At 61.2% G+C, this 23,429-nt stretch carries 20 protein-coding genes and 1 pseudogene; 6 read left to right on the top strand and 15 right to left on the bottom strand.

The features are described from left to right. Positions 1-132: 132 nt before the first annotated feature. From lipA to BBF94_RS13970, 12 genes and pseudogenes are all read right to left on the bottom strand, one after another. Positions 133-1,131, bottom strand: a complete 999-nt coding sequence (gene lipA, locus BBF94_RS14025; RefSeq protein WP_176704459.1) for a lipoyl synthase — start codon at positions 1,129-1,131, stop codon at positions 133-135. Between the two features lie 25 nt (positions 1,132-1,156). Then, the gene (gene lipB, locus BBF94_RS14020; RefSeq protein WP_065259592.1) at positions 1,157-1,804 is read right to left on the bottom strand and encodes a lipoyl(octanoyl) transferase LipB; all 648 of its coding nucleotides are present in this window, start codon (positions 1,802-1,804) and stop codon (positions 1,157-1,159) included. Next, a complete protein-coding gene (locus tag BBF94_RS14015) occupies positions 1,804-2,079 on the bottom strand; it encodes a DUF493 domain-containing protein (protein WP_007958664.1) in 276 nt (91 codons plus the stop codon). Before BBF94_RS14015 ends, lipB begins: the two co-directional genes overlap by 1 nt. Before the next feature lie 84 nt (positions 2,080-2,163). Then, complete coding sequence (locus tag BBF94_RS14010; protein WP_065259591.1) at positions 2,164-3,321, bottom strand: D-alanyl-D-alanine carboxypeptidase family protein; 1,158 nt, start codon at positions 3,319-3,321, stop codon at positions 2,164-2,166. A gap of 324 nt (positions 3,322-3,645) precedes the next feature. Continuing rightward, positions 3,646-4,657: pseudogene (locus BBF94_RS14005) on the bottom strand (septal ring lytic transglycosylase RlpA family protein). Then, positions 4,657-5,667 carry a lytic murein transglycosylase B gene (mltB, locus tag BBF94_RS14000; RefSeq protein WP_065259590.1) on the bottom strand — a complete coding sequence of 337 codons (1,011 nt, stop codon included), beginning with the start codon at positions 5,665-5,667 and terminating at the stop codon, positions 4,657-4,659. Before mltB ends, BBF94_RS14005 begins: the two are co-directional and overlap by 1 nt. Before the next feature lie 17 nt (positions 5,668-5,684). After that, positions 5,685-6,788: a rod shape-determining protein RodA gene (rodA, locus tag BBF94_RS13995; protein ID WP_065259627.1), complete on the bottom strand. Its 1,104-nt coding sequence runs from the start codon at positions 6,786-6,788 to the stop codon at positions 5,685-5,687. Positions 6,789-6,819: 31 nt separating this feature from the next. Further along, a complete protein-coding gene (mrdA, locus tag BBF94_RS13990) occupies positions 6,820-8,715 on the bottom strand; it encodes a penicillin-binding protein 2 (protein ID WP_065259589.1) in 1,896 nt (631 codons plus the stop codon). Positions 8,716-8,725: 10 nt separating this feature from the next. Continuing rightward, positions 8,726-9,193: a 23S rRNA (pseudouridine(1915)-N(3))-methyltransferase RlmH gene (gene rlmH / locus BBF94_RS13985; RefSeq protein ID WP_011063671.1), complete on the bottom strand. Its 468-nt coding sequence runs from the start codon at positions 9,191-9,193 to the stop codon at positions 8,726-8,728. A 9-nt stretch (positions 9,194-9,202) separates the two neighbouring features. After that, a complete protein-coding gene (gene rsfS, locus BBF94_RS13980; RefSeq protein WP_065259588.1) occupies positions 9,203-9,697 on the bottom strand; it encodes a ribosome silencing factor in 495 nt (164 codons plus the stop codon). Between the two features lie 72 nt (positions 9,698-9,769). Continuing rightward, on the bottom strand, positions 9,770-10,492 hold the full coding sequence (gene nadD / locus BBF94_RS13975) for a nicotinate-nucleotide adenylyltransferase (protein WP_065259587.1): 723 nt from the start codon (positions 10,490-10,492) through the stop codon (positions 9,770-9,772). Then, positions 10,461-11,732, bottom strand: coding sequence for a glutamate-5-semialdehyde dehydrogenase (locus BBF94_RS13970; protein ID WP_065259586.1), 1,272 nt, complete (start codon positions 11,730-11,732; stop codon positions 10,461-10,463). The genes nadD and BBF94_RS13970 overlap by 32 nt, the downstream gene beginning before the upstream one ends. A gap of 177 nt (positions 11,733-11,909) precedes the next feature. On the opposite strand from BBF94_RS13970, the gene BBF94_RS13965 reads away from it, so the two are divergent. The 4 genes from BBF94_RS13965 (at position 11,910) to BBF94_RS13950 (ending at position 19,231) form a co-directional block, all read left to right on the top strand. Then, positions 11,910-12,605, top strand: coding sequence for a DNA-3-methyladenine glycosylase (locus BBF94_RS13965; protein WP_065259585.1), 696 nt, complete (start codon positions 11,910-11,912; stop codon positions 12,603-12,605). Between the two features lie 54 nt (positions 12,606-12,659). Further along, positions 12,660-13,976 (top strand): bifunctional DedA family/phosphatase PAP2 family protein, encoded by a 1,317-nt coding sequence (locus BBF94_RS13960; protein ID WP_065259584.1) that lies wholly within the window; start codon positions 12,660-12,662, stop codon positions 13,974-13,976. A 337-nt stretch (positions 13,977-14,313) separates the two neighbouring features. Then, positions 14,314-17,556, top strand: coding sequence for a hypothetical protein (locus BBF94_RS13955; RefSeq protein ID WP_065259626.1), 3,243 nt, complete (start codon positions 14,314-14,316; stop codon positions 17,554-17,556). 244 nt (positions 17,557-17,800) lie between these two features. Then, positions 17,801-19,231: a hypothetical protein gene (locus BBF94_RS13950; RefSeq protein ID WP_225875055.1), complete on the top strand. Its 1,431-nt coding sequence runs from the start codon at positions 17,801-17,803 to the stop codon at positions 19,229-19,231. A 6-nt stretch (positions 19,232-19,237) separates the two neighbouring features. Here the strand turns inward: BBF94_RS13950 and BBF94_RS13945 are convergent, their stop codons facing one another. Genes BBF94_RS13945 through BBF94_RS13935 form a run of 3 tightly spaced genes read right to left on the bottom strand, consistent with a single transcriptional unit; the run spans position 19,238 to position 20,917 of the window. Further along, positions 19,238-19,828 carry an LON peptidase substrate-binding domain-containing protein gene (locus BBF94_RS13945; RefSeq protein ID WP_065259582.1) on the bottom strand — a complete coding sequence of 197 codons (591 nt, stop codon included), beginning with the start codon at positions 19,826-19,828 and terminating at the stop codon, positions 19,238-19,240. A 10-nt stretch (positions 19,829-19,838) separates the two neighbouring features. Beyond that, a complete protein-coding gene (locus BBF94_RS13940; protein WP_065259581.1) occupies positions 19,839-20,555 on the bottom strand; it encodes an LrgB family protein in 717 nt (238 codons plus the stop codon). Continuing rightward, a complete protein-coding gene (locus BBF94_RS13935; RefSeq protein WP_065259580.1) occupies positions 20,555-20,917 on the bottom strand; it encodes a CidA/LrgA family protein in 363 nt (120 codons plus the stop codon). Before BBF94_RS13935 ends, BBF94_RS13940 begins: the two co-directional genes overlap by 1 nt. 193 nt (positions 20,918-21,110) lie before the next feature. On the opposite strand from BBF94_RS13935, the gene BBF94_RS13930 reads away from it, so the two are divergent. After that, positions 21,111-21,566: a MaoC family dehydratase gene (locus tag BBF94_RS13930; protein ID WP_007909575.1), complete on the top strand. Its 456-nt coding sequence runs from the start codon at positions 21,111-21,113 to the stop codon at positions 21,564-21,566. Between the two features lie 110 nt (positions 21,567-21,676). Further along, positions 21,677-23,404 (top strand): C13 family peptidase, encoded by a 1,728-nt coding sequence (locus tag BBF94_RS13925; RefSeq protein WP_065259579.1) that lies wholly within the window; start codon positions 21,677-21,679, stop codon positions 23,402-23,404. Positions 23,405-23,429: the final 25 nt, after the last annotated feature.

The raw sequence follows: 23,429 nt of genomic DNA, 5'->3' as shown, positions 1-23,429 counted from the left end.
AGGAACGGCGACAAACTGAAGGGGCACAGCTGCGCCGCAGATTGCGGGAAAAGTCACTGACGAGCGTAGGCCGGGCAAAAAAATGCCCGCCGGACGTTCAACCCGGCGGGCATTTTCGTATTCAGCGCTGAATCAGGAACCGAGCAGCTCGGCCTTGACCAGTTTCGCCTGCTCGTCGGCGTGGTACGAGGAGCGTACCAACGGGCCGGAAGCGACGTTCTTGAAGCCCATCCTGTAACCTTCCTCGGCGAACCAGGCGAAGGTGTCCGGGTGCACGAAACGCTGCACCGGCAAGTGGCTGCGAGACGGTTGCAGGTACTGGCCCAGGGTCAGCATGTCGATGTCGTGTTCGCGCATGCGCTTCATCACTTCGATGACTTCGTCATCGGTTTCGCCCAGCCCCAGCATCAGGCCGGACTTTGTCGGAATGTGCGGCATCATCTGCTTGAAGCGCTGCAGCAGGGTCAGCGACCACTGGTAGTCCGAACCCGGACGCGCGGCCTTGTACAGGCGCGGCACGGTTTCCAGGTTGTGGTTGAACACATCCGGCGGCTCGGCCGCGGTGATTTCCAGGGCGATGTCCATGCGGCCACGGTAATCCGGAACCAGCGTCTCGAGCTGTACGTTCGGCGACAATTTGCGGATTTCACGGATGCAGTCGGCAAAGTGCTGGGCACCGCCGTCACGCAGGTCGTCGCGGTCCACCGAGGTGATCACCACGTATTTGAGTTTCAGGTCGGCGATGGCGATGGCCAGGCTTTCCGGCTCGTTGACGTCCAGCGGCTTCGGACGACCATGGCCGACGTCGCAGAACGGGCAGCGACGGGTGCAGATGTCACCCATGATCATGAAGGTCGCGGTGCCACCGGAGAAACATTCGCCCAGGTTCGGGCAGGATGCTTCTTCGCAGACGCTGTGCAGCTTGTGCTTGCGCAGCAGGCTCTTGATGCGCTCGACTTCCGGCGAAACCGGGATGCGCACGCGGATCCAGTCGGGTTTCTTCGGCAGTTCGGTGGTCGGAATGATCTTCACCGGAATGCGTGCAACCTTCTCGGCGCCGCGCAGCTTGACGCCGGCTTCAACCTTGGGACGCGGGGCCGGGCGCTCGGTCACGTCGAGCGTCGGGATCATGGTTTGCACTGCATCAGTAGTCATATCAGTCGATTCCGCCCGTCAGGGTCGTCTGCTCAGCATAGTCGAGGTGTTTGACGAGCTGCGCGCGCAGCCGGGCACTTACCTCGGCAAATTCAATCGATCCTGCGTGATCGCTCAGCTGGGTCATCGCCAGCCCGGCATAGCCGCAGGGATTAATCCGTCGAAACGGCTCCAGGTTCATGTCCACGTTCAGGGCCAGGCCATGAAAGGAACAACCGTGGCGAATCCGCAAACCCAGAGAAGCGATTTTCGCTCCATCGACATAGACGCCGGGAGCATCAGGTTTGGCCACGGCGGTGACGCCGTAGCTGGCCAGCAGTTCGATCAGGCACCGCTCCATGCGGCTGACCAGATCCCGCACGCCGAACCCCAGCCGGCGCACATCCAGCAGCAGGTAGGCCACCAGCTGGCCCGGACCATGGTAAGTCACCTGCCCGCCGCGGTCGACCTGCACCACCGGGATATCTCCCGGCAGCAACAGATGTTCGGCCTTGCCGGCCTGGCCCTGAGTGAATACCGGCGGGTGTTCGACGAGCCAGATTTCGTCGGCGGCATCACTGCCGCGCTCGTTGGTAAAGCGTTGCATGGCATGCCAGACCGGCTCGTAAGCCATCCGGCCAAGTTCGCGAAAGCCCAGCGTGGCCGGCATCACAACACCATGTGTACGAAGCCGGTCGCCCGCAGTTCGCTGTTGATGTTGTACAGCTGATCCTGGTCGGTCGCGACGATGTGCAACTGGATAGTGGTGTACTTGCCGTTGCTGCTCTGACGCTCGTCCACACGCTCGTCGTTGATCTTCGCGTGCTTCTTGACGATGTCGATGATCTTGTCTTTGTTGCCGACGCCCGTGTCGCTGATCACCTTAACCGGATAATCAACCTGCGGAAATTCGATCTTTGGCGCCTTTACTTCGGTATCGGTCATGGCGTAACGGCCTCTAAAGCGTAAGCCCGGTAACGAACAAGGCCCCGCTCCGGAGGGGAACGGGGCCCTGCAGGTCAACTCGTATCAGTTGAACAAGCCGTAGAAGAATAGACGGATGCTATCCCACATGCGGCGGAAGATACCACCCTCCTCGACAGCGTCGAGGGCGATCAGGTCGGCGCTGTGCACCACCTTGTCATCCAGCTTCACTTCGACTTTACCGATCACGTCGCCCTTGGCGATTGGCGCGGTCAGTTGCGGGTTCATGGTCATGCTGGCAGCGAGCTTCTTCAGCTGGCCTTTCGGCAGGGTCATGGTCAGATCTTCGGCCAGACCGGCCTTGACCTGGCTGGTGGTGCCTTTCCACACCGGGGCCTGAGCCAGTTCGGTGCCCTTCTGATAGAAGGTCTGGGTTTCGAAGAAGCGGAAACCGTAGGTCAGCAGCTTCTGGGTCTCGGCGGCACGGGCCACTTCGCTGTTGGTGCCGAACACTACGGCGATCAGACGCATGCCGTCACGTACGGCCGAGGACACCATGCAGTAGCCGGCTTCGTCGGTGTGACCGGTTTTCAGACCGTCGACGGTCTTGTCGCGCCACAGCAGCAGGTTGCGGTTAGGCTGCTTGATGCCGTTCCAGAAGAACTCTTTCTGCGAGTAGATCGCGTAGTGAGCCGGATCTTCGTGAATGATCGCGCGCGCCAGGATCGCCATGTCATGCGCCGACGAGTAGTGCTCGGGGTTCGGCAGACCGGTCGGGTTCATGAAGTGGGTATTGGTCATGCCCAGATCGGCGACCGTCTTGTTCATCAGGTCGGCGAAGGCGTCTTCGCTGCCGGCGATGTGCTCGGCCACCGCGACGCTGGCGTCGTTGCCGGACTGGATGATGATGCCGTGCAGCAGGTCGCTGACGGTCACTTGCGAGCCGACCTTGATGAACATCCGCGAACCGCCGGTGCGCCAGGCGTTTTCGCTGACGGTCACCGGATCGTTTTCACCGATCTGGCCACGACGGATTTCCAGCGTGGCGATGTACGCGGTCATCAGCTTGGTCAGGCTGGCCGGTGGCAGACGCTGGTCACCGTTGTTCTCCACCAGCACGTTGCCGCTGCTGGCGTCCATGAGCACATAGGCCTTTGCGGCCAGTTGAGGTGGCGACGGCATCATCTCGGCCGCGAAGGCGGCTGGCGAGAGGAGCAGCGGGACTAGCAGGCACAGGCGTTTGGCAAAGGTGGTGATGTTCATCCGTCTCTCGAAATCGCTAATGGAAACTGCCCAAGGGCAAAATTTAATCAGATGTCTTTCAGGCTTTGCCCGAAACCTGCCTGCGCGACGATCATGCTGCGTTAAAAACAGATTCGGAATGCTCATGCAGGTCCCCTACACTCCGCTTCCTCACCTGTTTTTGCCTTGCCTGATCGCCGCTCGGCGAGCTTTCGAGCAAACCCTACGAGCATCGCGTGTTCAGTTGCTCACTCCAGTCACCCTTTGCCGGGCTTTTGTTCTTCGACGAGCCAACAACCTGGTTCACCCCCCAATCGCTGGTGAACCGTCAATCAAGTCCCACGTTTACTCGGTGACCACACTTGGCGAACCAAGGTTGGCCAGGCGCACGCTGTTCTGCACCTGGGCGATTTCACCCGGCGTACCGATCGGTCCCAGGCGTACCCGGTGCAGGGTCTGCTGATTGCGCACGATCGAGCTGATGAACACCGGAGCGCTCACCATCCCGCTGAGCTTCGACCTCAGGAGTTCTGCAGCGTCCGGGTTGGCGAACGCGCCCACCTGCAGATACTGGCCAGACGCTCGCGCAGAAGCGTTTTTTTTTTGCGCCGATCTGTACAGGTACAGTGTCGGAGGCATGTTGTTGCGGCGGAGGCGTCCACTGCTCGATGGTGCCCGCCGAAGCCGTGATCGCCGGCACGTTATTCTGCGCGACTTGTGGCTCGTTGAGCATCAAAGGCGCCGGACGGCCCCTGGCGGCCCACCATTGTTGCGGGTCGATACCCTCGACCTTGACGCGCGCGGTGCCGATTTCGGCATAGCCGAGTTTCTTCGCAGCCGCATAGGACAGGTCGATGATCCGGTCCGAATAGAACGGTCCACGGTCGTTGACCCGCAGGATCACGCTCTTGTTGTTGTCCAGGTTGGTCACACGAACGTAACTGGGCAGTGGCAGGGTCTTGTGGGCGGCACTCATGCCGTACAGGTCATAGACTTCGCCGTTGGCGGTGTTCTGCCCATGGAACTTGGTGCCATACCAGGATGCCGTGCCCGAGGCCACGTAGGTCTTGGATTCCTGCAACGGGAAGTAGGTCTTGCCCAGCACGGTGTAGGGGTTGGCCTTGTACGGCCCGGTGTGCAGAGTCGGCGTGGCATCCGGGATGCGCGACACATCGACGTCCCACCATGGCGCGCCGTCCTTGTGGGCCCGGTTGATGTCCAGACCCGGCTGGGCACGAACGGTGTTGGAGGCGTATTTCTGGGTGGGCGCACGACTGGTCGAGCAACTGGCGACCATGATCGCCAGCGCGGCGAATGCCACCAGTTTCAGGGGTTTGTTGATAGGCCATGCCTGCATTACTTGACGCCCCGTGCTTTTACCAGCTCTTCAGACAGTTGATGTACGGCCATGGCGTACATCACGCTGCGGTTATAACGCGTGATCGCGTAGAAATTCTTCAGGCCCATCCAGTATTCCGGACCGTTGTCGCCTTCCAGGCGAAATGCAGTAACCGGCATATCATCGCGCAGCGCATCATGACTTGACCAGCCCAGCGCTCGCAACTCTGCGACGGTTTTCGTCGGTTCGATGCCGGCGGTCAGGCCTTCATCCACCTGTTCGCCGCGCACATCGGCACGACTGACCACCGGCTCGCCGGCCACCCAGCCGTGACGATTGAAGTAGCTGGCGACGCTGCCGATCGCATCATCCGGGTTATTCCAGATATTGATGTGTCCGTCACCGTCGAAATCCACCGCGTAGGCGCGGAAGCTGCTCGGCATGAATTGCGGCAGGCCCATCGCCCCGGCGTAGGAGCCCTTGAGGGTCAACGGGTCGACCTGCTCTTCGCGGGCCAGCAGCAGAAACTCACGCAACTCCTTGCGGAAGAATTCGGCACGGGGAGGATAGTCGAATCCCAGCGTGGACAACGCATCGATCACCCGGTAATTGCCGGTATTACGTCCGAAAAAGGTCTCAACGCCGATAATCGACACGATCACCTGGGCCGGAACGCCGTATTCCTGCTCGGCGCGGGCCAGGACCGCTTCGTGTTGACGCCAGAAGTCCACACCGCGGGCAATCCGCGCGTCGGTAATGAACATCGGCCGGTATTCTTTCCACTGTTTGACCCGCTCGGCGGGTTTGGAAATGGCATCAAGAATCGCCTGCTTGCGCTGCGCCTCGCGAAACACCGCCATCAGTTGCTCGCCGGCAAAACCGTAATCGCGGGTCATTTCGCCGACGAATTCGGCCACCTGGGGCGAGCCTTCGTAATCGCCGGCCAGCGCTTCCTGCGCGCTGCCAAGGATGCCTACCAGGCCGAGCCACGGTGCGTATCGTGTCGCCCAGTCACGCATTACTTGCATTGAACTCTTCACCTTATTCAAACCTGTGCGATCCACTTGCGATGCGTATGAATCGACATCAAAACCCCAAACGCTGACAGCAGCGTCACCAGCGAAGTTCCGCCATAGCTAATGAACGGCAACGGCACCCCTACGACCGGCAACAGGCCACTGACCATACCGATGTTGACGAAAACATAAACAAAAAACGTCATGGTCAAGGCACCGGCGAGCAATTTGCCGAACAGCGTCTGCGCCTGGGCGGTAATCACCAGACCGCGGCCGATGAGCAGCAGATAGATCAGCAGCAGCGCGCAGATGCCCACCAGGCCGAATTCTTCGCCCAGCACCGCGATGATGAAGTCCGTGTGGCTTTCCGGCAGAAAGTCCAGGTGCGACTGGGTGCCCAGCAGCCAGCCCTTGCCGAACACGCCGCCGGACCCGATGGCGGCCTTCGACTGAATGATGTTCCAGCCGGTGCCCAACGGATCGCTTTCCGGGTCGAGGAAGGTCAGGATCCGTTGCTTCTGGTAGTCGTGCATGATGAAGAACCACATGGCGATCGCCACGGGTACGGCAGCCGCCAGCACGCTGAGGATCCAGCGCCAGCGCAGCCCGCCCATGAACAGCACGAACGCACCGCCGGCCAGAATCAGCAGCGACGTGCCCAGGTCCGGCTGACGCACGATCAGAATGAACGGCACACCGATCAACATCAGGCTGATCCCCACATGCTTGAGCTGCGGCGGCAACGTGCGCTTGGACAGATACCAGGCGATGGTCGCCGGCATCAGGATCTTCATGAATTCCGATGGCTGGAAGCGGATCACCCCTGGAATGTTGATCCAGCGGGTCGCGCCCATGGCGTTGTGGCCCATGATGTCCACCACCATCAGCAGCACCACCCCGATCACATAGCCGAGCGGCACCCAGCGGGCCATGAAGCGTGGCTCGAACTGGGCGATGACGATCATCGATACCAGACCGATGCCGAACGACGTGGCCTGCTTGGCCAGCAGGTCCCAGCTCTTGCCACTGGCCGAATAGAGCACGAACAGACTGCCGGCGGCGAGGATCAGCAGCAGGACCAGCAAAGGACCATCGATATGCAGACGTTGCAACAGCGTCGCGCGGCGACGCATCACATCCTCGCTGGAGAGCATGCGATCGAAATTATTCTTCACGGGCCGTAGCCTCCGCACTGATTGGGCTGGCGTATTCGGCCTTCAAGCGTCCGTCCTGATCCAGCAGCCAGGCGTCCATCACCTGACGCACCACGGGCGCGGCGACGCCGGAACCGGACTCACCGTTCTCGACCATCACCGACACCACGATTTTCGGGTTGTCGGCCGGGGCGAAACCGACGAACAGGGCGTGGTCGCGATGGCGTTCCTGGACCTTGGAGCGGTCGTACTTCTCACCCTGCTTGATCGCGACCACCTGGGCGGTACCCGACTTGCCGGCGATCCGGTATTGCGCGCCGATCGATGCCTTGCGCGCCGTACCGCGAGCGCCGTGCATCACCTGCTGCATGCCATGGTTGACCTTGTTCCAGTCCGACGGGTCGCGCAGGACGATGTCCGGCATCGGATTCTCGTCCTTGGGTTTTTCGCCCTCGATGGTCTTGGCCAGGTGCGGACGGTTCCACACACCCTTGTTGGCCACCAGCGCGGTGGCCTGGGCCAGTTGCAGCGGCGTCGATTGCATGTAGCCCTGGCCGATCCCGAGGATCAGGGTCTCGCCCGGGAACCACGCCTGCTTGCGGGTGGCGCGTTTCCACTCGCGGGACGGCATCAGGCCCGGAGACTCTTCGAACATGTCCAGCGAGACCTTCTGGCCGATACCGAACTTGTTCATGTACGACGACAACCGGTCGATGCCGAGCTTGTGGGCCAGGTCATAGAAGTAGGTGTCGTTGGAGCGCATGATCGCCGTGTCGAGATCGACGAAACCGTCACCGGTACGGTTCCAGTTGCGGTACTTGTGATCGTAGTTGGGCAGCATGTAGTAACCCGGGTCGAACACCCGGCTCGACGCCGTCACCACGCCCGCGTCCAGACCGGCAATCGCCACCGCCGGTTTGATCGTCGAACCCGGCGGGTACAGGCCACGCAGGACACGGTTGAACAGTGGCCGGTCGATGGAGTCGCGCAGCTCGGCGTAAGCCTTGAAGCTGATACCGGTGACGAACAGATTCGGGTCGAAGCTCGGCTGGCTGACCATCGCCAGCACTTCGCCGGTGCTCGGATCCAGCGCCACCACCGCGCCACGTCGCCCGCCCAGAGCGGCTTCGGCAGCTTCCTGCAGCTTGATGTCGAGGCTCAGGACAATGTCCTTGCCCGGCACCGGATCGGTCCGCTTGAGTACCCGCAACACACGCCCCCGGGCGTTGGTCTCGACTTCTTCGTAACCCACCTGGCCATGCAGTTCCGCTTCGTAGAAACGCTCGATACCGGTCTTGCCGATATGGTGGGTGCCGCTGTAGTTGACCGGGTCGAGGGTCTTCAGCTCTTTTTCGTTGATCCGTCCCATGTAACCCACCGAGTGCGCAAAATGCGCGCCCTGCGGATAGTGACGAACCAGTTGCGCGACCACTTCCACCCCCGGCAGACGGAACTGGTTCACCGCGATGCGGGCGATCTGCTCTTCGGTCAGCTCGAACAGGATCGGCACCGGCTCGAACGGCCGGCGCCCCTGACGCATGCGTTTTTCGAAGATCACCCGGTCTTCCGGCGTCAACTGCAACACTTCGACGATCACGTCGAGCACCTGCTGCCAGTCGCCGGAACGCTCCCGGGTCATGCTCAGGCTGAAGCTCGGACGATTGTCTGCCACCACCACGCCGTTGCGGTCATAGATCAGGCCGCGGGTCGGTGGAATCGGCTGGACATGGACGCGATTGTTTTCCGAAAGCGTCGAGTGGTACTCGTACTGGATGACCTGCAGGAAATACAGCCGGGCGATCAGCACACCGATCAGTGCAACGATCGCAATGGCCCCGAACACGACGCGACTACGCACCAGGCGTGCGTCTTTTTCGTGGTCCTTGATGCGGATCGGCTGGGACATGAGGGCAGGATTACTTGTGGTAAGGGTGGCCGGACAGCACGGTCCAGGCACGATACAACTGTTCGCCGATAAGGATGCGCACCAACGGGTGCGGCAGCGTCAACGGCGACAACGACCAGCGCTGGTCGGCGCGGGCACAGACTTCAGGCGCCAGCCCTTCCGGGCCGCCGACCATGAAATTGACCGTGCGCGAGTCCAGTCGCCAGCGGTCGAGTTCGACCGCCAGTTGCTCGGTGCTCCAGGGCTTGCCGTGCACTTCGAGGGTGACGATCCGCTCGTTGTGCCCGACCTTGGCCAGCATGGCTTCACCTTCCTGACGGATGAAGCGCGCCACGTCGGCATTCTTGCCACGGGTATTGAGCGGAATTTCCACCAGTTCCAGCGCCAGCTCGGACGGAAGACGCTTGGCATATTCATGCCAGCCTTCTTCCACCCACTTGGGCATGCGTGAACCGACGGCGATCAGTCGCAGGCGCACGGCGATCCCTTACAGCTGGTCTTTGTTGAGCTTGGCGAAATGCTCGTGGGTGTTTTCCGGGCTGTGATGCTTGCCATCACTCGCACGGCTTTGCTCGGCACCGGCCCACAGGCGCTCCAGGTCGTAGAACTGACGGGCCGAGGCGGTCATCATGTGCACGATCACCAGATCCAGGTCCAGCAGTACCCAGTCGCTGTCACCCTTGCCCTCTTCGCCCAACGGACGAGCGCCGTTCTTCTTGACCTCTTCGCGAACCTTTTCCAGCATCGCGTTGATCTGGCGGTTGGACGTACCGGTGGCGATGATCATGTAGTCGGTGATGCTCTGCTTGTCGCGCACATCGATGATCTGGATGTCCTGGGCCTTGACGTCTTCCAGGGCTGCCACGGCCACCTTGACCAGTTCGTCGCCTTTCAGCGGCTCCTGGGCGTTGGCGACTTCCGGCAACGGGGCGCTCTTGAAAGTACCTTTGCGCTTAACTTTGCTTACATCTTTGTCAGTCATATAAAACTCGTTTTGCTCATGTATTCGGCGGCTTGGCGATACGTTGACCCGTATCAGTGAAGCACGCCTTGTTCAGTTCGACGCACGATACAGACCGTGCGCATCGATGTAGGCCAGGACCGCGTCGGGCACCAGGAAACGTACCGACTTACCGCTGGCCAGCAGTTGACGGATCTGGGTGGCGGAGACCGCGAGCGGTGTCTGCCAGACGAATGCAATCTGTCCGCCCGGCCCTTTCAGGGCCAGCGGGTCGCTCACCGAACGCGCTGCCAGCAGGTTGCGCAAGGCATCCGGCGGCTCGCTGTCGGCGTCCGGGCGCTGTAGCACCAGGATGTGGCAATGCTGGAGCAACTCCTCCCAGCGATGCCAGGTGGGCAGGCCGCAAAATGCGTCCCAGCCCAAAAGCAGAAAAACCTGGGTCCCTGCGGCCATTTCGGCACGCAGCGACTCCAGGGTGTCGATGGTCCAGGACGGTTTGTCCCGCTGAAGCTCGCGGGCGTCCACCACCAGCGGCGGCACTCCGGCCACCGCGCATTCAACCATTGCCAGCCGATCCTGCGCCGATACCTGCGGGGTATCGCGGTGCGGCGGGCGGGCGCTGGGCATCATGCGCAGCTCATCGAGCCCCAGCGCCTCGGCGACTTCCAGCGCGCCACGCAAATGGCCGACATGTACCGGATCGAAGGTTCCGCCCAATACGCCAATACGCCGGGGACGGGGCTTTCTGCCGGACTTCGGCACTTTCGGGTCGAGGTCGGACAAGTCAGACCGTCGCCTGGCCGCGCAACTGGCCATCACCGACCACAACGTACTTCTCGCAGGTCAGTCCTTCGAGGCCCACCGGGCCACGGGCGTGCAGCTTATCAGTAGAAATGCCGATCTCGGCACCCAATCCGTATTCGAATCCATCGGCGAAACAGGTCGGGGTGTTGATCATCACCGACGCCGAGTCGACTTCAGCCACGAACTGCCGGGTGTCGGCGAGGTTTTCGCTGACGATCGAATCGGTGTGATGGGAGCCGTAACGGTTAATGTGTTCGATGGCCTGGTCCAGGCCGTCGACCACGCGGATCGACAGAATCGGCGCCAGGTACTCGGTGCTCCAGTCCTCTTCGGTCGCCGCTACAGCCTCGATGATCGCCCGGGTGCGCTCGCAACCACGCAGCTCGACGCCTTTTTCGTGGAACTGTTCCGCCATCGACGGCAGGAAATCCTTCGCAACACTTTGATCGACCAGCAGCGTCTCCATCGCGCCGCAGATGCCATAACGATAGGTCTTGGCATTGAAGGCGATGCGCCGGGCTTTCGGCAGGTCGGCGTGCTCGCCGACATAAACGTGGCAAATGCCGTCCAGGTGTTTGATCACCGGCACCCGGGCGTCGCGACTGATGCGCTCGATCAGGCCACGGCCACCGCGTGGCACGATCACATCGACGTACTCGGGCATGGTGATCAGGGCGCCAACGGCGGCGCGGTCGGTGGTTTCCACCACTTGCACCACGGCGGCCGGCAGTTCGGCTTCGGCCAGACCGCGCTGGATGCAGGCGGCAATGGCACGGTTGGAGTGAATTGCCTCTGAGCCACCGCGCAGGATGGTTGCGTTGCCGGACTTCAGGCACAGGCTGGCGGCATCGATGGTCACGTTCGGCCGGGATTCGTAGATGATCCCGATCACGCCCAGCGGCACGCGCATCTTGCCGACCTGAATCCCCGACGGACGGAAGCTCATGTCGCGGATCGCGCCGACCGGGTCCGGCAGGGCCGCCACCTGACGCAGACCGACGATCATGCCGTCGATGCGGGCCGGGGTCAGTTCCAGACGTTCCAGCAATGCCGGCTCCAGACCGTTGGCGCGACCTGCGGCCAGATCCTGTTCATTGGCTGCCGCAAGCTCGGTGCGGGCGGCGTCCAGAGCATTGGCGGCAGCCAGCAGGGCGCGGTTTTTCTGCGCGGTACTGGCACGGCCGATGACCCGGGAAGCTTCGCGGGCGGCGCGACCCAATCGGGTCATGTAGTCAAGAACGGACTCAGTCATGGTCTGCTGGGGTCTTGGCAAAGAGGAAAGCGGCAGATTATAGCTGTCGTGCCCCGGGACTAACAGCGGTGACGGGCGGATGGTCGAAATGGACGGCGATTTGCCGATGTTCAGCCGAAATTAAGGCTCGGATTGCTATCATCACGACCTCTTTTGTCTGGATAAACACCGTTTGCCATGTCCAACCTGACCGTTCGCGCCCATGCCGGGCGCCTGCCGCTGGGCCTTCCGGACGCTTTTTTCGACCGCGATGCCCAAGTGCTGGCCCGGGATCTGCTGGGCAAAGTCATCCGCCACCGGGTCGGTGACCTGTGGCTCAGCGCCCGAATCATTGAAACCGAAGCGTATTACTGCGCGGAAAAAGGCAGCCATGCCTCCCTCGGCTACACGGAAAAGCGTAAGGCTTTGTTTCTGGATGGCGGCCACATCTATATGTACTACGCCCGTGGCGGCGACTCGCTGAACTTCAGCGCCCAGGGTCCCGGCAACGCGGTGCTGATCAAATCGGCCTATCCGTGGGTTGATGAAATCAGTGGTCCGGCCAGCCTCGCACAGATGCTGCTGAACAACCCCGACGCTCAGGGTCGCCCGCGCCCGCCACAAAAGCTCTGCGCCGGGCAGACTCTGTTGTGCAAGGCGCTGGGGCTGAAGGTGCCGGTGTGGGACGCCAAGCGTTTCGACCACGAAATCCTGCTGGTGGAAGACACCGGCCCCGCGCCAGGCCACATCATCCAGACCACCCGCCTGGGCATTCCCCATGGGCGTGACGAGCATTTGATGTACCGCTTCGTCGACGCATCCTACGCCCAGTGGTGCACCCGGAACCCGCTGCGCCGGGGTCAGGTCGAAGGTCGCGATTATTTTCTGCTGTGAGTGTCCTCTCTGCGGTACGCCGGCCAGGGGCATCAATGAAATGGAGTGTTGTGTATGGGCCCATGGCTCGATAGCGTGACCGGGTGGCTGGCCGCCAACCCGCAGTGGCTGGCCGCCGCCGTGCTCATTGTGGCGTTCGTGGAATGTCTGGCGATTGCCGGATTGATCGTGCCCGGTACGGTGTTGCTGTTCGCCGTGGCTGTCATGGCGGGCAGCGGTGCGCTGTCGTTGAGCGAAACCCTGTTGCTGGGGTTTCTCGGCGGGATTCTCGGGGATGTGATTTCGTATTTCCTGGGTCGCCACTTCCACCAGAACATCCGGCGCCTGCCGGGCCTGCGTCATCATCCGGAATGGATGGCCGGCGCTGAAACCTACTTCCAGCGCTATGGCATCGCCAGCCTGCTGGTCGGACGGTTCATCGGCCCGCTGCGTCCGATGCTGCCGATGGTCGCCGGGATGTGCGACATGCCCTTCCCGCGCTTCGCGGCAGTCAGCCTGCTGGCAGCCGCCGGCTGGAGCATCGCCTACCTGCTGCCGGGCTGGGCCACCGGGGCGGCGATTCGTCTGCCGCTGCCGGAAGGTTTCTGGCCGCAGGCCGGGATCGTCGCCGCCAGCATTGCGGTGATGGTCGGCCTGAGCGCCAACAGCAGCCTGCGCCGTCACCGTCGGGCGACAATCTGGATCAGCAGCATGAGCCTGTCGATCCTGATTGCGCTGTTCATCGGCTATCCCTATCTGACGGCACTCGACCAAGGCGTCATGACCCTCGTGCAAGAGCACCGCAGTGCAGCGCTCGACGAGGTCGCAGTGGTCTTCACCCTGATCGGCGAATTCCGCAACATGTTGCTGTTCAGTGCCCTGCTGACAGGCTTGTTGCTGCTGTGCCGACAGTGGCGCCAGGCGATCTTCGCGGGCGGCACGCTGCTCGTCACTGCGCTGGCCAACACCGGCACAAAACTGTTTTTCGCCCGGGTACGCCCGGAAGTGCTGACCGATCCGATCACCAGCTACAGCATGCCAAGCGGTCATGCGTCCGGATCGTTTGCACTGTTCCTGACGCTCGCGGTGCTGGCGGGACGCGGGCAACCGCCAAGACTGCGCCTGACCTGGCTGTTGATCGGCTGCATGCCGGCGCTGGCGATCGCGCTGTCGCGGGTGTATCTGGGCGCCCACTGGCCGACGGATGTCCTGGCCGGCGCCATGCTCGCCTCCTGCGTCTGCGCAGCGAGCCTGTGGCTGAGTCAGCGCCGCTCCCCTCTCGAAGCGATGCCGCAGAAAGTCTGGTGGCTGGTGCTGCCTGCACTGGTCGCCCTGTTCGGGTTCTTCGTATTGCGGCATTTGCCACACACCTTGTTGCGATATGCCTACTGAGCCCGCACTCAACGCTCATCGGCACACTCCGCGCCGGTGAGCGTCCTCAAACATTTGGCAAAGCAAATGCTCATGAACAAGTCCGTGCCCCGTGCAACATTCCGGCAGATAAACCACAAACGGACTTGTGAAAAGAGCAATGACTTCGACAAATCGACTGAACACCCCACCTCAGACTGACAGGCCGTCAGCGCCGATCAAAATATCCGACCTGAACATCCCGCCAGAGCCACAGGTTCCCGCCTCAAATCAAACGCCCGGCCTTGCAGACCTGGATGCCCTGTTCGGTCCCTTGCACATCGGCGAATTCAGCGTCAGTCGCCGGACACTTCAAGCCTTGGGTGGCCGAGTCGACGGGCAGGCCATTTCGCCAATCAACACCTACTTTTCCGAACCTGACCAGGCGTTCATCGATGCACTGGAATTCGATACGGCTCGGATCGAACAGCGCATGAGAGCCGTTCCCTCAGCGGAAAACGCTCAGATCCCGCCCCTGCTGTACGAGATCGTCACCCAGCGTTCTCCCGATGCCCCACCACTCATGCGAGAGATGCCAACCGGCGAATTCGCTGACGCCATGAACAGGATCAACCACCTGCTGAACGCCACCCAGCGCCTCGATATTCGTCGAGACCCGCTACCCGAACACCTGCCGGACTGGGTCGATAAAACCAAAAGCCGCGGGATGGCCAGCGTGGGCGTCGGGATGCAGGCGTACGGACTTTACAGCGCTTACATCGGTGCTATCGACGCCTTGAAGAAAGGCGATACAGCTGAGGCGCTGATCAACGCAGGCGGAGGGCTCGCGGAAATCACCTCCCTGGGTGTCGAGTACGCCTTGAGCAAGACCGGCGAGCAAATGATCCGCCAGGGGTCCATGGCGTTCGAACAATTCGGCAAGACCTCCATGGGCAAATGGCTGTGTCGCGGGGCGGGGTTGATCGCCAGCGTGCTGACGCTGCCCTTCGATATCTATACCGCCATCAAATCCTTCAACGATGCCGCCAGGACCCAGGGCAAGGAGGCGCAGGACCTGTATGTCACCGGCGGGTTGAGCGTATTCAGCGGTGTGCTTTCACTGGCTCTCGGCTGTGCAGCTTTGGCGGGATTTCAGGCAGCAGGCCCGGTGGGGCTCGCCGCCGCCGCGATCATGATTGTCGGGGCGAAAATCTATGGCGCCGTCCGGGCGGTCGACGACATTGACGACTACATCGAACTGACCGTGAACGAGCGCTGGCGTGCCGGCTGGTTTGCGTTCACCGGTCAGGATCAGGACAAGGCGCTGATGTATCGCTACCTGGTCGCCAAGACCACTGCGGACTACGCCAAAGCCCTGAAGACCCGCAGCCTTGGCTGGCTGGACAATGAATTCAAGGAAACCGTCGATGTGATCGTCAATGGCCAGTACGAGGTCCGGCTGCAGCCCACTCGCATCTATTACTATGCGTGGAACAACGGCGAGTCGCCGTACAAGACCGAGAACCTGCCGGTCATCGTTGATACCGATGACATTTACGACGCAAGAGCTGGCCTGCCGGCATCGGATTCCATCCTTTCCAAAGTAAAAAGTGATCCGGCCAAGGGTGTGTTCTGGAGCCTCGGCGGTGGCCAGGACGCGGTGCAGGGCGTGCGGAACAAAGCCAACTTTTTCAGCTATGGCACCGGCAGAAAAGTGCTGCATGGCGGCGACAAGGGTGACTCCTTTATTTTTCAGTCGGCGTCCGAAGCTCTTTCATACGATCCGATCAAGGCAAGCGAGCTGTCGGGAGGGGACGGTATCGATCTGTTATGGCTGCAAGGCACGCACAGACATCTGGATCATATCCCCGACCCGCCGCGTCACCTCGGCTATCACATCGACCTGAAAAACGGCGCGCTATCGTTGCGACCCGAGGACCCAGAACTCGAGCCGGTGCTGCACTCGACGCTCAGCTCCATCGAAAAGGTCGAGACGCTCGCCGGCGCGATCAATCGCGTGACCGGCTCCGAACAGGCCGACATCATCGCCGCCAATGGCAATGATCGTGTCGATGCCGGTGCCGGGGACGACCAGATTTCCGTACGTGGTCTGCATGTCACGGTCGACGGAGGCCCTGGCAGCGATACCTATCAGCTGGACCCGACGAGTCACCACGTTTCCATCACCGAAGATGGCCAGGAGCCCAGCAAGGTCTATCTGGGCGTACCGCTCGAAGCCATCCAGCGTTGGTACATTCGCAATGACGCACTGGTCATCGAATCACTACGCGATGACGACGTGCGCTCGCCACGACGGGAACTGACTCTCGAAGCGGTGTACCGGACCGTCGATGGCAAGCGCTCGTTGCGCAATGCCAAATGGACGTTCATCACCCAGGACGGTTACCACCTGCAACCGGAGTGGCCTGCCGAAGTTACGGACCTGAACGATCTGTCGGTGGGTGTCAGCGTTCTGACTGCCGGCATCGCCAAGGCTTCCCCGGTTCCGGTCAATGACCGCCCTTTCAATCTTTCGGACAAGACGCACTCGTCCTACTTCGTTTCCCGCGATGTCCATCACACGATCCTGGTGGCCACGCAGAACGACAAGCCCTCCCGGAGCACCCTTTATATCGATCGCGACAGTTCGGAAATCGACGAAGTCCGGGCCATCTATACCGTAAAAAAAACGGAGCCCGGTGCGTTCACGTTTCTCGGCTACTCGAACGTTCACTTCGCCATCACTTTCGGTCCGGGAGGAGGGCTGCTCTCTTTGCACGGCGCAGTAGAAGAAGGTCCGGGCAAGAAAAGCGATATGGGTGCCGGGATCATGGCCTCCGGCTGGCTGATGAAACATCCCGTGACCCTGGTCATGCGCGACGGCGTTTCCTACGCCCTCGAATTCCCTGACAACTCGTACCTCGAGGATGCAAAAAACAGCGGTTACACCAGTATCCAGAGCCGCGCCTCATTGCGTGAACGGGCCGGCAAATACATTTTCGTCCGGCCTTTCATCGAAAAACGCACCTTGAAGGCTACGCCGCAACGGATCGATTTTCGGGCTGCCGAGCACCATGCGACCTACTGGCTGGAAGGACGATCCTCGACTTACGAGCTGTTTCCCGCCAGCCACCTCTCCATTCGACTGTCCACCACCGAGGCCGACGCCAGCATTTCGGGGTCATCCACCTGGCACGTTCACACACAACATCTGCAGGAACAGATCACCTCGCGCGACCTTGCCATAAAGGACAACCTGCTGAAGATCGGCAGCATCCGGATTCATCTGCCGGACAGCAACGACCCGACGTTGCCACTGGAAACTGTCGAGGTGCTGGTCACATCGGGGAACCGTTACAGGATCAACGCCCTGTTCGAGGTAATCGGTCTCTACGCCGTGGATGCCCGCGCTTATTCATCGATTCAGGCAATCATCCAGGACATCGCTGACCACCAACAACGCGACGAACTCGAGACCCGTCACGTGCAGGTTCGCAATATTCGCCTGCGCGATGGGGCTGCCGGCAGGATCTTCTACAACACCGACACCCGTGCCTGGAGCTCGGAAAGTGCTCCGTCCCGCTCGATACCGATCGAGCACCTGATCAACGTCAAGGAATGACACCATGCGCCCCAAACCGCCCGCACCACCCGGCCCTACCAGGCCAGACACGCCTGTCGTCCCACTCGCTCAACCACCCCGGTTACGACCACTGCTTCCACAGTCGCCGCAACATCAATCGCCCGACTCGTTCACGCCACGTGGTCAAAACCCGGGGCATACCCCGCCACCCGCCGGTACATCCGAACCGCCACGTGTACAGATATCGGATTTGCCATCGGGACTCCGTCAATCAGCCACAGGCTTGAACGGCTACCTGCTGAACCCCGGACTGCTGCGCAACATGCAACCGCCCAACGACGAAGGCCTGCGTTACATCGTCGGGCGCCAGTTCGTCGATGTGAAAGAGGTCGGCACGGTATACGTGGAGTTCGATGACAGCCTTGGCACTTACCGGGCAATGGATCTTTACAAGAAACTTGCGCCCGGCCCGGCCCTCTACCGAAATACCGGTGAGACAACGTGGAGCCTGTCGAGACCGCTGAAACGACCGCACCCGACGGACACTGACGGCGCAGCGATTGTATCGACCAGGCAACCCTCGCCCGAACCGCTAACGATAGACTTGAAGGCCGCCACCACCGAGTTGTTGAACGAGCACTTCAAGCGGCTGTATCCACAAATGACCCACGGTGAACGCGTCGTACTGTTGCGCGCCTACAACCTGTCCCCCCGTCAGCACGTGCGACTGCGCGACGATCTGATCGCCAATCCGTTGATGCTTCCCCGCTGGGCGGACAGCCACAAGCTTCGCTCAATGGACGTAGACGATCCGACCCGCTTCGATGCGTTCCACCAGGAAATCGAACCGCTGCTCCTGCCATTGCGCAACGGCAAGCTGCTGCGCCACGGTCTTGGCGGCTTCGATGAAAGTGTCAGCGGAGAGTTTCTGGACGCTTTTCTTGCAAAGCTGGGTTATTTGCGCAACAGCAGCAATTGCCTGTACCGCACCGACATTCCCGGTCTGTTCAGGGGCGATGAACGTACGCCTTTCGAGTTCTTTAACGACGGCCGGATGCTGCCGCGTCTGAAGCATCCCCGTGGTGCGACAACGGAGAAGCCGATCAGCGCCACGGTCAGCCTTGAGCTGGTCAGGGGATACGCCGGTCGCGGTACCGAGTCCCCCGATCCGGAATACCTGCGCTACAACAACCAGAAAAACAAATACCCCGGCAGAAAGCCCGGCGAGCCGGATGTCGAGTCGGGCGAATCGGACAACGACTGGTCTGATGTATCCGACGTGGAACTGGACCCCGAGCGCAACTACGAAACGATCCGCCACAATCAGCAGTTTGTTTTTGCCTACGTCATCGACACGCGAAAGCTGGAAGTGGTCCTCAGGGAGGAAAACCAGTTTCTCAATGACGCAGCCATCCGCAAAGGTGCGTGGTTTCCCGACGATGAACTCGAAGCACTGATATCGACCTCGAAGCGGGGCATCGAGTCGCAGCGCCTGTGGCTGCTCGACTCAACGTTCACTCGCGCAGCGAAGGTCGACGACATTGGCGAGCAGGCACAATACGGCGACTCCATTGAAGAGCGCACCCACAGTGGTGCGTTCAACCGGCATGAATATGACGCCCTGATCGACAAGGTTGCCCTGGCAGGCAAGCCGATCCTGACACTGGACAGGGGCAAGGAGTGGTTCGCCAACGATATCGTCTGGCCCGAATAAGCCGCTTCAGGCGAAAAGTTCGCCCTGTAACTCGTCGAGCAGCGCCTGGATCGCATCCAGTCGCTGCTGCGGATCGTCGAGTTGCAGCAGGTCGATCTTGTCCTCTTCGGCGAAGGGCAGCAGATAGGCCAGTTGGTTGGCCAGCGACTGCTGACCGACCGCTTCGGTGCCCATGTTCAGCGCTTCGACCATCGGATGTTCGGCGAGGGCCTTGAGCAGCGCCACCAGATCGGCGTCTTCATCCTGCAAGGGTTGCTCGGGCTCTTCGTCCAGCCACTCCACCTCGGCGACGATCAGCTGATCGCGCTGCACGTCGCTGTGCTGCACGATGAAGCGGCGCCCGCCTTGCACCCGGATACCCAGCAGCCCGTTGTCCTGCTGCTGGAAATCCGTGATCCGCGCCTCACAGCCGACCATCGCGTAACCTTCGGGGGCGACGCCGACTTCATGGCCTTCGAGAATGCACACCACACCGAACCCGCCGCCCTGTTTCATGCAGCGACCGATCATGTCCAGGTAACGTGCCTCGAAGATCTGCAGATCCAGATTGCAGCCGGGAAACAGCACCGTGTTCAGCGGGAAAAGCGGCAGACTCATAGACATTTCCTTACACCACCATTGTCACCGCCAACGGCAGGAAGACCGCCGTGGCCACGCCCATCAGACTCATCGCCAGCGCCGCGAAGGCGCCGCACTCGTCGCTTTCCTGCAACGCCACCGACGTACCGACCGCATGCGCCGTCATGCCCAGCGCCATGCCTCGCGCCTCCGGACTGTGCACGCCGAGGCGGGTCAACAACGCCGGGCCGAAGATCGCGCCAATCACCCCGGTGATCAGCACGAACACCGCCGCCAGCGCCGCGACACCGCCAATCTGCTCGGCCACCAGCATCGCGATGGGCGAAGTCACCGACTTGGGCGCCATGGTCATCAAAATCATGTGATCGGCGCCGAACCACCAGCCTAACGCCACACCCATACCCGTGGCGACCACCCCGCCTATCACCAGCGTAGTAAAAATCGGCCAGAACAATTGGCGGATGCGCCGCAGATTCAGATACAGCGGCACGGCCAGCGCGACGGTCGCCGGACCCAGCAGAATGCTGAGGATTTCCGTGCTCTTGCGGTATTCGGCGTAGGTCAGACCGCAACCCACCAGCACAGCGATCACCAGCAACATCGAAACGAGCACCGGTTGCAGGAAGATCCAGCGGGTTTTCTCGAAGGCTGCCAACACCAGTTGATAGGCACCCAGGGTGATGCCGATGCCGAACAGGGGATGGTGAATCACCGAAGCCCAGGCACCTTGCCAGTCGAACAGCATCAGTAATCCTCCGAGTGCGGTGCGTGACGCTTGACCAAGCGTTGCATCAGCACCCCGGCGAAGGCCATGGACAGAATCAGCGAGACCACCAGCGCGCCGACGATGGCCCAGAAATCCGCGGCAATCGCCGTGGCATAAACCATTACACCTACCGCCGGCGGCACCAGCAGCAACGGCAGATAACGCAACAGACTGCCGGCGGCCAGGTTCAGCGGCTCGCCCACTTCACCGCGCACGATCAAAAACGCCAGCAACAGCAAAAGACCGATGATCGGCCCCGGCAGCACCGGCAACAGCAAATGATTGAGGGCCGTGCCGAGCAATTGAAACAGCACCAGGCACGTCAGGCCGCGTAGCAACATCCGTCATCTCCGTCTTACTTTCCAACCCGCAAGTCGTCGGCATTATAAGCACGCCTGCGCTATGGATCGGCATTCGCCAAAAGCATGGTCGGTTGACCTGAGCAAATCGCCATGATGATCTACAGTGGTTCGCAGGGCGGGCAAATCCCCCACCTGAAAAACGATAAAACCGATGAACCCAAGGAGAGTCTCAATGCCCTATGTTCCAGTTGCAGAGCTCAAAGATTATGTCGGCAAGGAACTCGGACGTTCCGAATGGCTCACCATCGATCAGGAACGCATCAACCTGTTCGCCGAAGCCACCGGGGATTATCAGTTCATCCATGTCGATCCGGTCAAAGCAGCGCAAACGCCATTTGGCAGCACCATTGCACACGGTTTCCTGTCGCTGTCGCTGATTCCCAAACTGATGGAAGACATCCTGATCCTGCCGCAAGGCGTGAAGATGGTGGTCAACTACGGTCTGGACAGCGTGCGTTTCATTCAGCCGGTCAAGGTCAATTCCAAAGTCCGGCTCAAGGTCGATCTCGGTGAAGTGACCGAGAAGAAACCCGGCCAGTGGCTGCTCAAGGCCACCGCCACCCTGGAGATCGAAGGCTCGGACAAACCGGCCTACATCGCCGAACCGCTGTCACTTTGTTTCGTCTGAGTGCCGGGATGCGAAGCGGCTCACGCGGTTTCGCATCCACTCCTCTCTGCCGGCTGTATAAGGTCACATAGCTGCGGCATACTCGGTCGCCTAATTGCCCGGATCCCGCTATGCGCCAACTTGCTGCTCTTGCACCGCTTGCCCTGACCCTGATGCTCACCGCCTGCGGCGACGGCGAATCGCTGTTGCCCCCGGACGCACGGCTGCCCGATGGCGGACGTTACCGCGGTGAACTGGTCAACGGTCTGCTGCAAGGCCAGGGACGGGTCGACTACCCCAACGGCAGTTGGTACGCCGGCACCTTCGACAAGGGACAGTGGCACGGCCAGGGTGAATGGCACGGCAGCAATGGCGAGGTCTATCGCGGCAACTTCCAGCAGGGCCTGTTCGACGGCCAGGGCACGCTGACCACTCATGGCGGCAGCTACACCGGCGGTTTCAAGCAGGGACGGCGCGAAGGCGAAGGCACTCTCAAGGAAAACGCGATGACCTATCGCGGCGAATTCAAGGACGACCAGTATTCCGGGCTCGGTCGCCTGGAGCTGGATGACGGCAGCTCCTATCAGGGCCAGTTCCTCCACGGCAAACCCAACGGCGAAGGCCAGCGCGGCGATGCCAGCGGCAATCAGTTCAGCGGCCATTTCATCAATGGCCAGCTCGAAGGCAACGGCACCTTCAACAGCGCCGACGGCGACATCTATGTCGGCGGCTTCAAGAACAATCAACTGCACGGCAAGGGCCGTTACGAAAACGCTGACGGCGACGTCTGGCTCGGCCAGTTCAAGGAAGGCGCGCTGACCGGCAAGGGCGAACTGATCGGTGCCGACGGCAGCCATTACATCGGCTACTTCAACGACTGGCGTTTCAGTGGCCAGGGTCGTCTGAACCTGTCCGATGGCAGTTTCTACATCGGCGGATTCGACAGCGACAGCTACTCGGGACGCGGCACCCTGGTGCTCACCGACGGCACCGTGCTCAGCGGCACCTGGATCAACGGCCAGCGTGTGCGCGACGCCGACGGCAAATTGTTGCCCGACACCCTCGAACTCGGCCTGCTGGCCCAAGGGCGGCTGCTCGACGAAGCGCTGGCCAATGTGCCGGCTTCGACCCCGGCAGTGGAGCTGTACACCCTGACCCTCGGCGGCGACGGCAAGCAAAGCGTGTTCCTGCGCGAATCCGACTACGTGGCCAACATGCTCACCAGCCGTTTCGGCGCCGTTGGCCAAATCCGCCTGGTCAATCATCGCGACCACCTCGGCGACCGGCCGATGGCCACCCGCGAAAACCTGCGTCGCGCCGCCCAGACCCTGGCCGAACGCAGCGGTCCGGAAGACCTGGTCTTCATCTACCTGACCAGCCATGGCACCGCCGAACACGAACTGGTCCTCGACCAGCCGCGCATGGAACTGGCCGATCTGCCCGCCGACGAACTCGCCACCGTGCTCGCACCACTGAAGAACCGCGACAAGATCATCGTGATTTCGGCGTGCTATTCCGGCGGCTTCATTCCGGCACTCAAGGACGAACGCACACTGATCATGACCGCCTCGCGCGCCGACCGCGTATCGTTCGGCTGCTCGGAAGAAGCCAATTTCACGTATTTCGGCGATGCCCTGTTCGCCCAGGCACTGAATCAGACAGACGACCTGGAGCAAGCCTTCAAACTGGCCAAGGCCACCGTGGCCGAGCGCGAGCTGGCGGACAATTTCGAAGCGTCCGAACCACAAATCTGGGCACCGAAAACCGTGCTTTCGCATTGGCAGCTACTGCGCAAGCAACAGGCGAGAAAAGCATTGCAAAGTGCTGCATTGAACGACGGAGCGACAAACAGCAACTAAGCTGAACAGTATCAAGGGAGAGACA

The organism is Pseudomonas bananamidigenes, from assembly GCF_001679645.1.
In the GTDB taxonomy this organism is placed as follows: domain Bacteria; phylum Pseudomonadota; class Gammaproteobacteria; order Pseudomonadales; family Pseudomonadaceae; genus Aquipseudomonas; species Aquipseudomonas bananamidigenes.
Note: the sequence above shows the minus strand (reverse complement) of the source record. Positions and strands in the feature narration are given on the sequence as shown.

Coding starts and splice junctions, on each gene's coding strand:
- lipA (WP_176704459.1), bottom strand. CDS start 1,131: ATGATCCCGACGCTCGACGTGACCGAGCGCCCGGCCCCGCGTCCCAAG.
- lipB (WP_065259592.1), bottom strand. CDS start 1,804: ATGCCGGCCACGCTGGGCTTTCGCGAACTTGGCCGGATGGCTTACGAG.
- BBF94_RS14015 (WP_007958664.1), bottom strand. CDS start 2,079: ATGACCGATACCGAAGTAAAGGCGCCAAAGATCGAATTTCCGCAGGTT.
- BBF94_RS14010 (WP_065259591.1), bottom strand. CDS start 3,321: ATGAACATCACCACCTTTGCCAAACGCCTGTGCCTGCTAGTCCCGCTG.
- mltB (WP_065259590.1), bottom strand. CDS start 5,667: ATGCAAGTAATGCGTGACTGGGCGACACGATACGCACCGTGGCTCGGC.
- rodA (WP_065259627.1), bottom strand. CDS start 6,788: ATGCGTCGCCGCGCGACGCTGTTGCAACGTCTGCATATCGATGGTCCT.
- mrdA (WP_065259589.1), bottom strand. CDS start 8,715: ATGTCCCAGCCGATCCGCATCAAGGACCACGAAAAAGACGCACGCCTG.
- rsfS (WP_065259588.1), bottom strand. CDS start 9,697: ATGACTGACAAAGATGTAAGCAAAGTTAAGCGCAAAGGTACTTTCAAG.
- nadD (WP_065259587.1), bottom strand. CDS start 10,492: ATGGCCAGTTGCGCGGCCAGGCGACGGTCTGACTTGTCCGACCTCGAC.
- BBF94_RS13970 (WP_065259586.1), bottom strand. CDS start 11,732: ATGACTGAGTCCGTTCTTGACTACATGACCCGATTGGGTCGCGCCGCC.
- BBF94_RS13965 (WP_065259585.1), top strand. CDS start 11,910: ATGTCCAACCTGACCGTTCGCGCCCATGCCGGGCGCCTGCCGCTGGGC.
- BBF94_RS13960 (WP_065259584.1), top strand. CDS start 12,660: ATGGGCCCATGGCTCGATAGCGTGACCGGGTGGCTGGCCGCCAACCCG.
- BBF94_RS13945 (WP_065259582.1), bottom strand. CDS start 19,828: ATGAGTCTGCCGCTTTTCCCGCTGAACACGGTGCTGTTTCCCGGCTGC.
- BBF94_RS13940 (WP_065259581.1), bottom strand. CDS start 20,555: ATGCTGTTCGACTGGCAAGGTGCCTGGGCTTCGGTGATTCACCATCCC.
- BBF94_RS13935 (WP_065259580.1), bottom strand. CDS start 20,917: ATGTTGCTACGCGGCCTGACGTGCCTGGTGCTGTTTCAATTGCTCGGC.
- BBF94_RS13930 (WP_007909575.1), top strand. CDS start 21,111: ATGCCCTATGTTCCAGTTGCAGAGCTCAAAGATTATGTCGGCAAGGAA.
- BBF94_RS13925 (WP_065259579.1), top strand. CDS start 21,677: ATGCGCCAACTTGCTGCTCTTGCACCGCTTGCCCTGACCCTGATGCTC.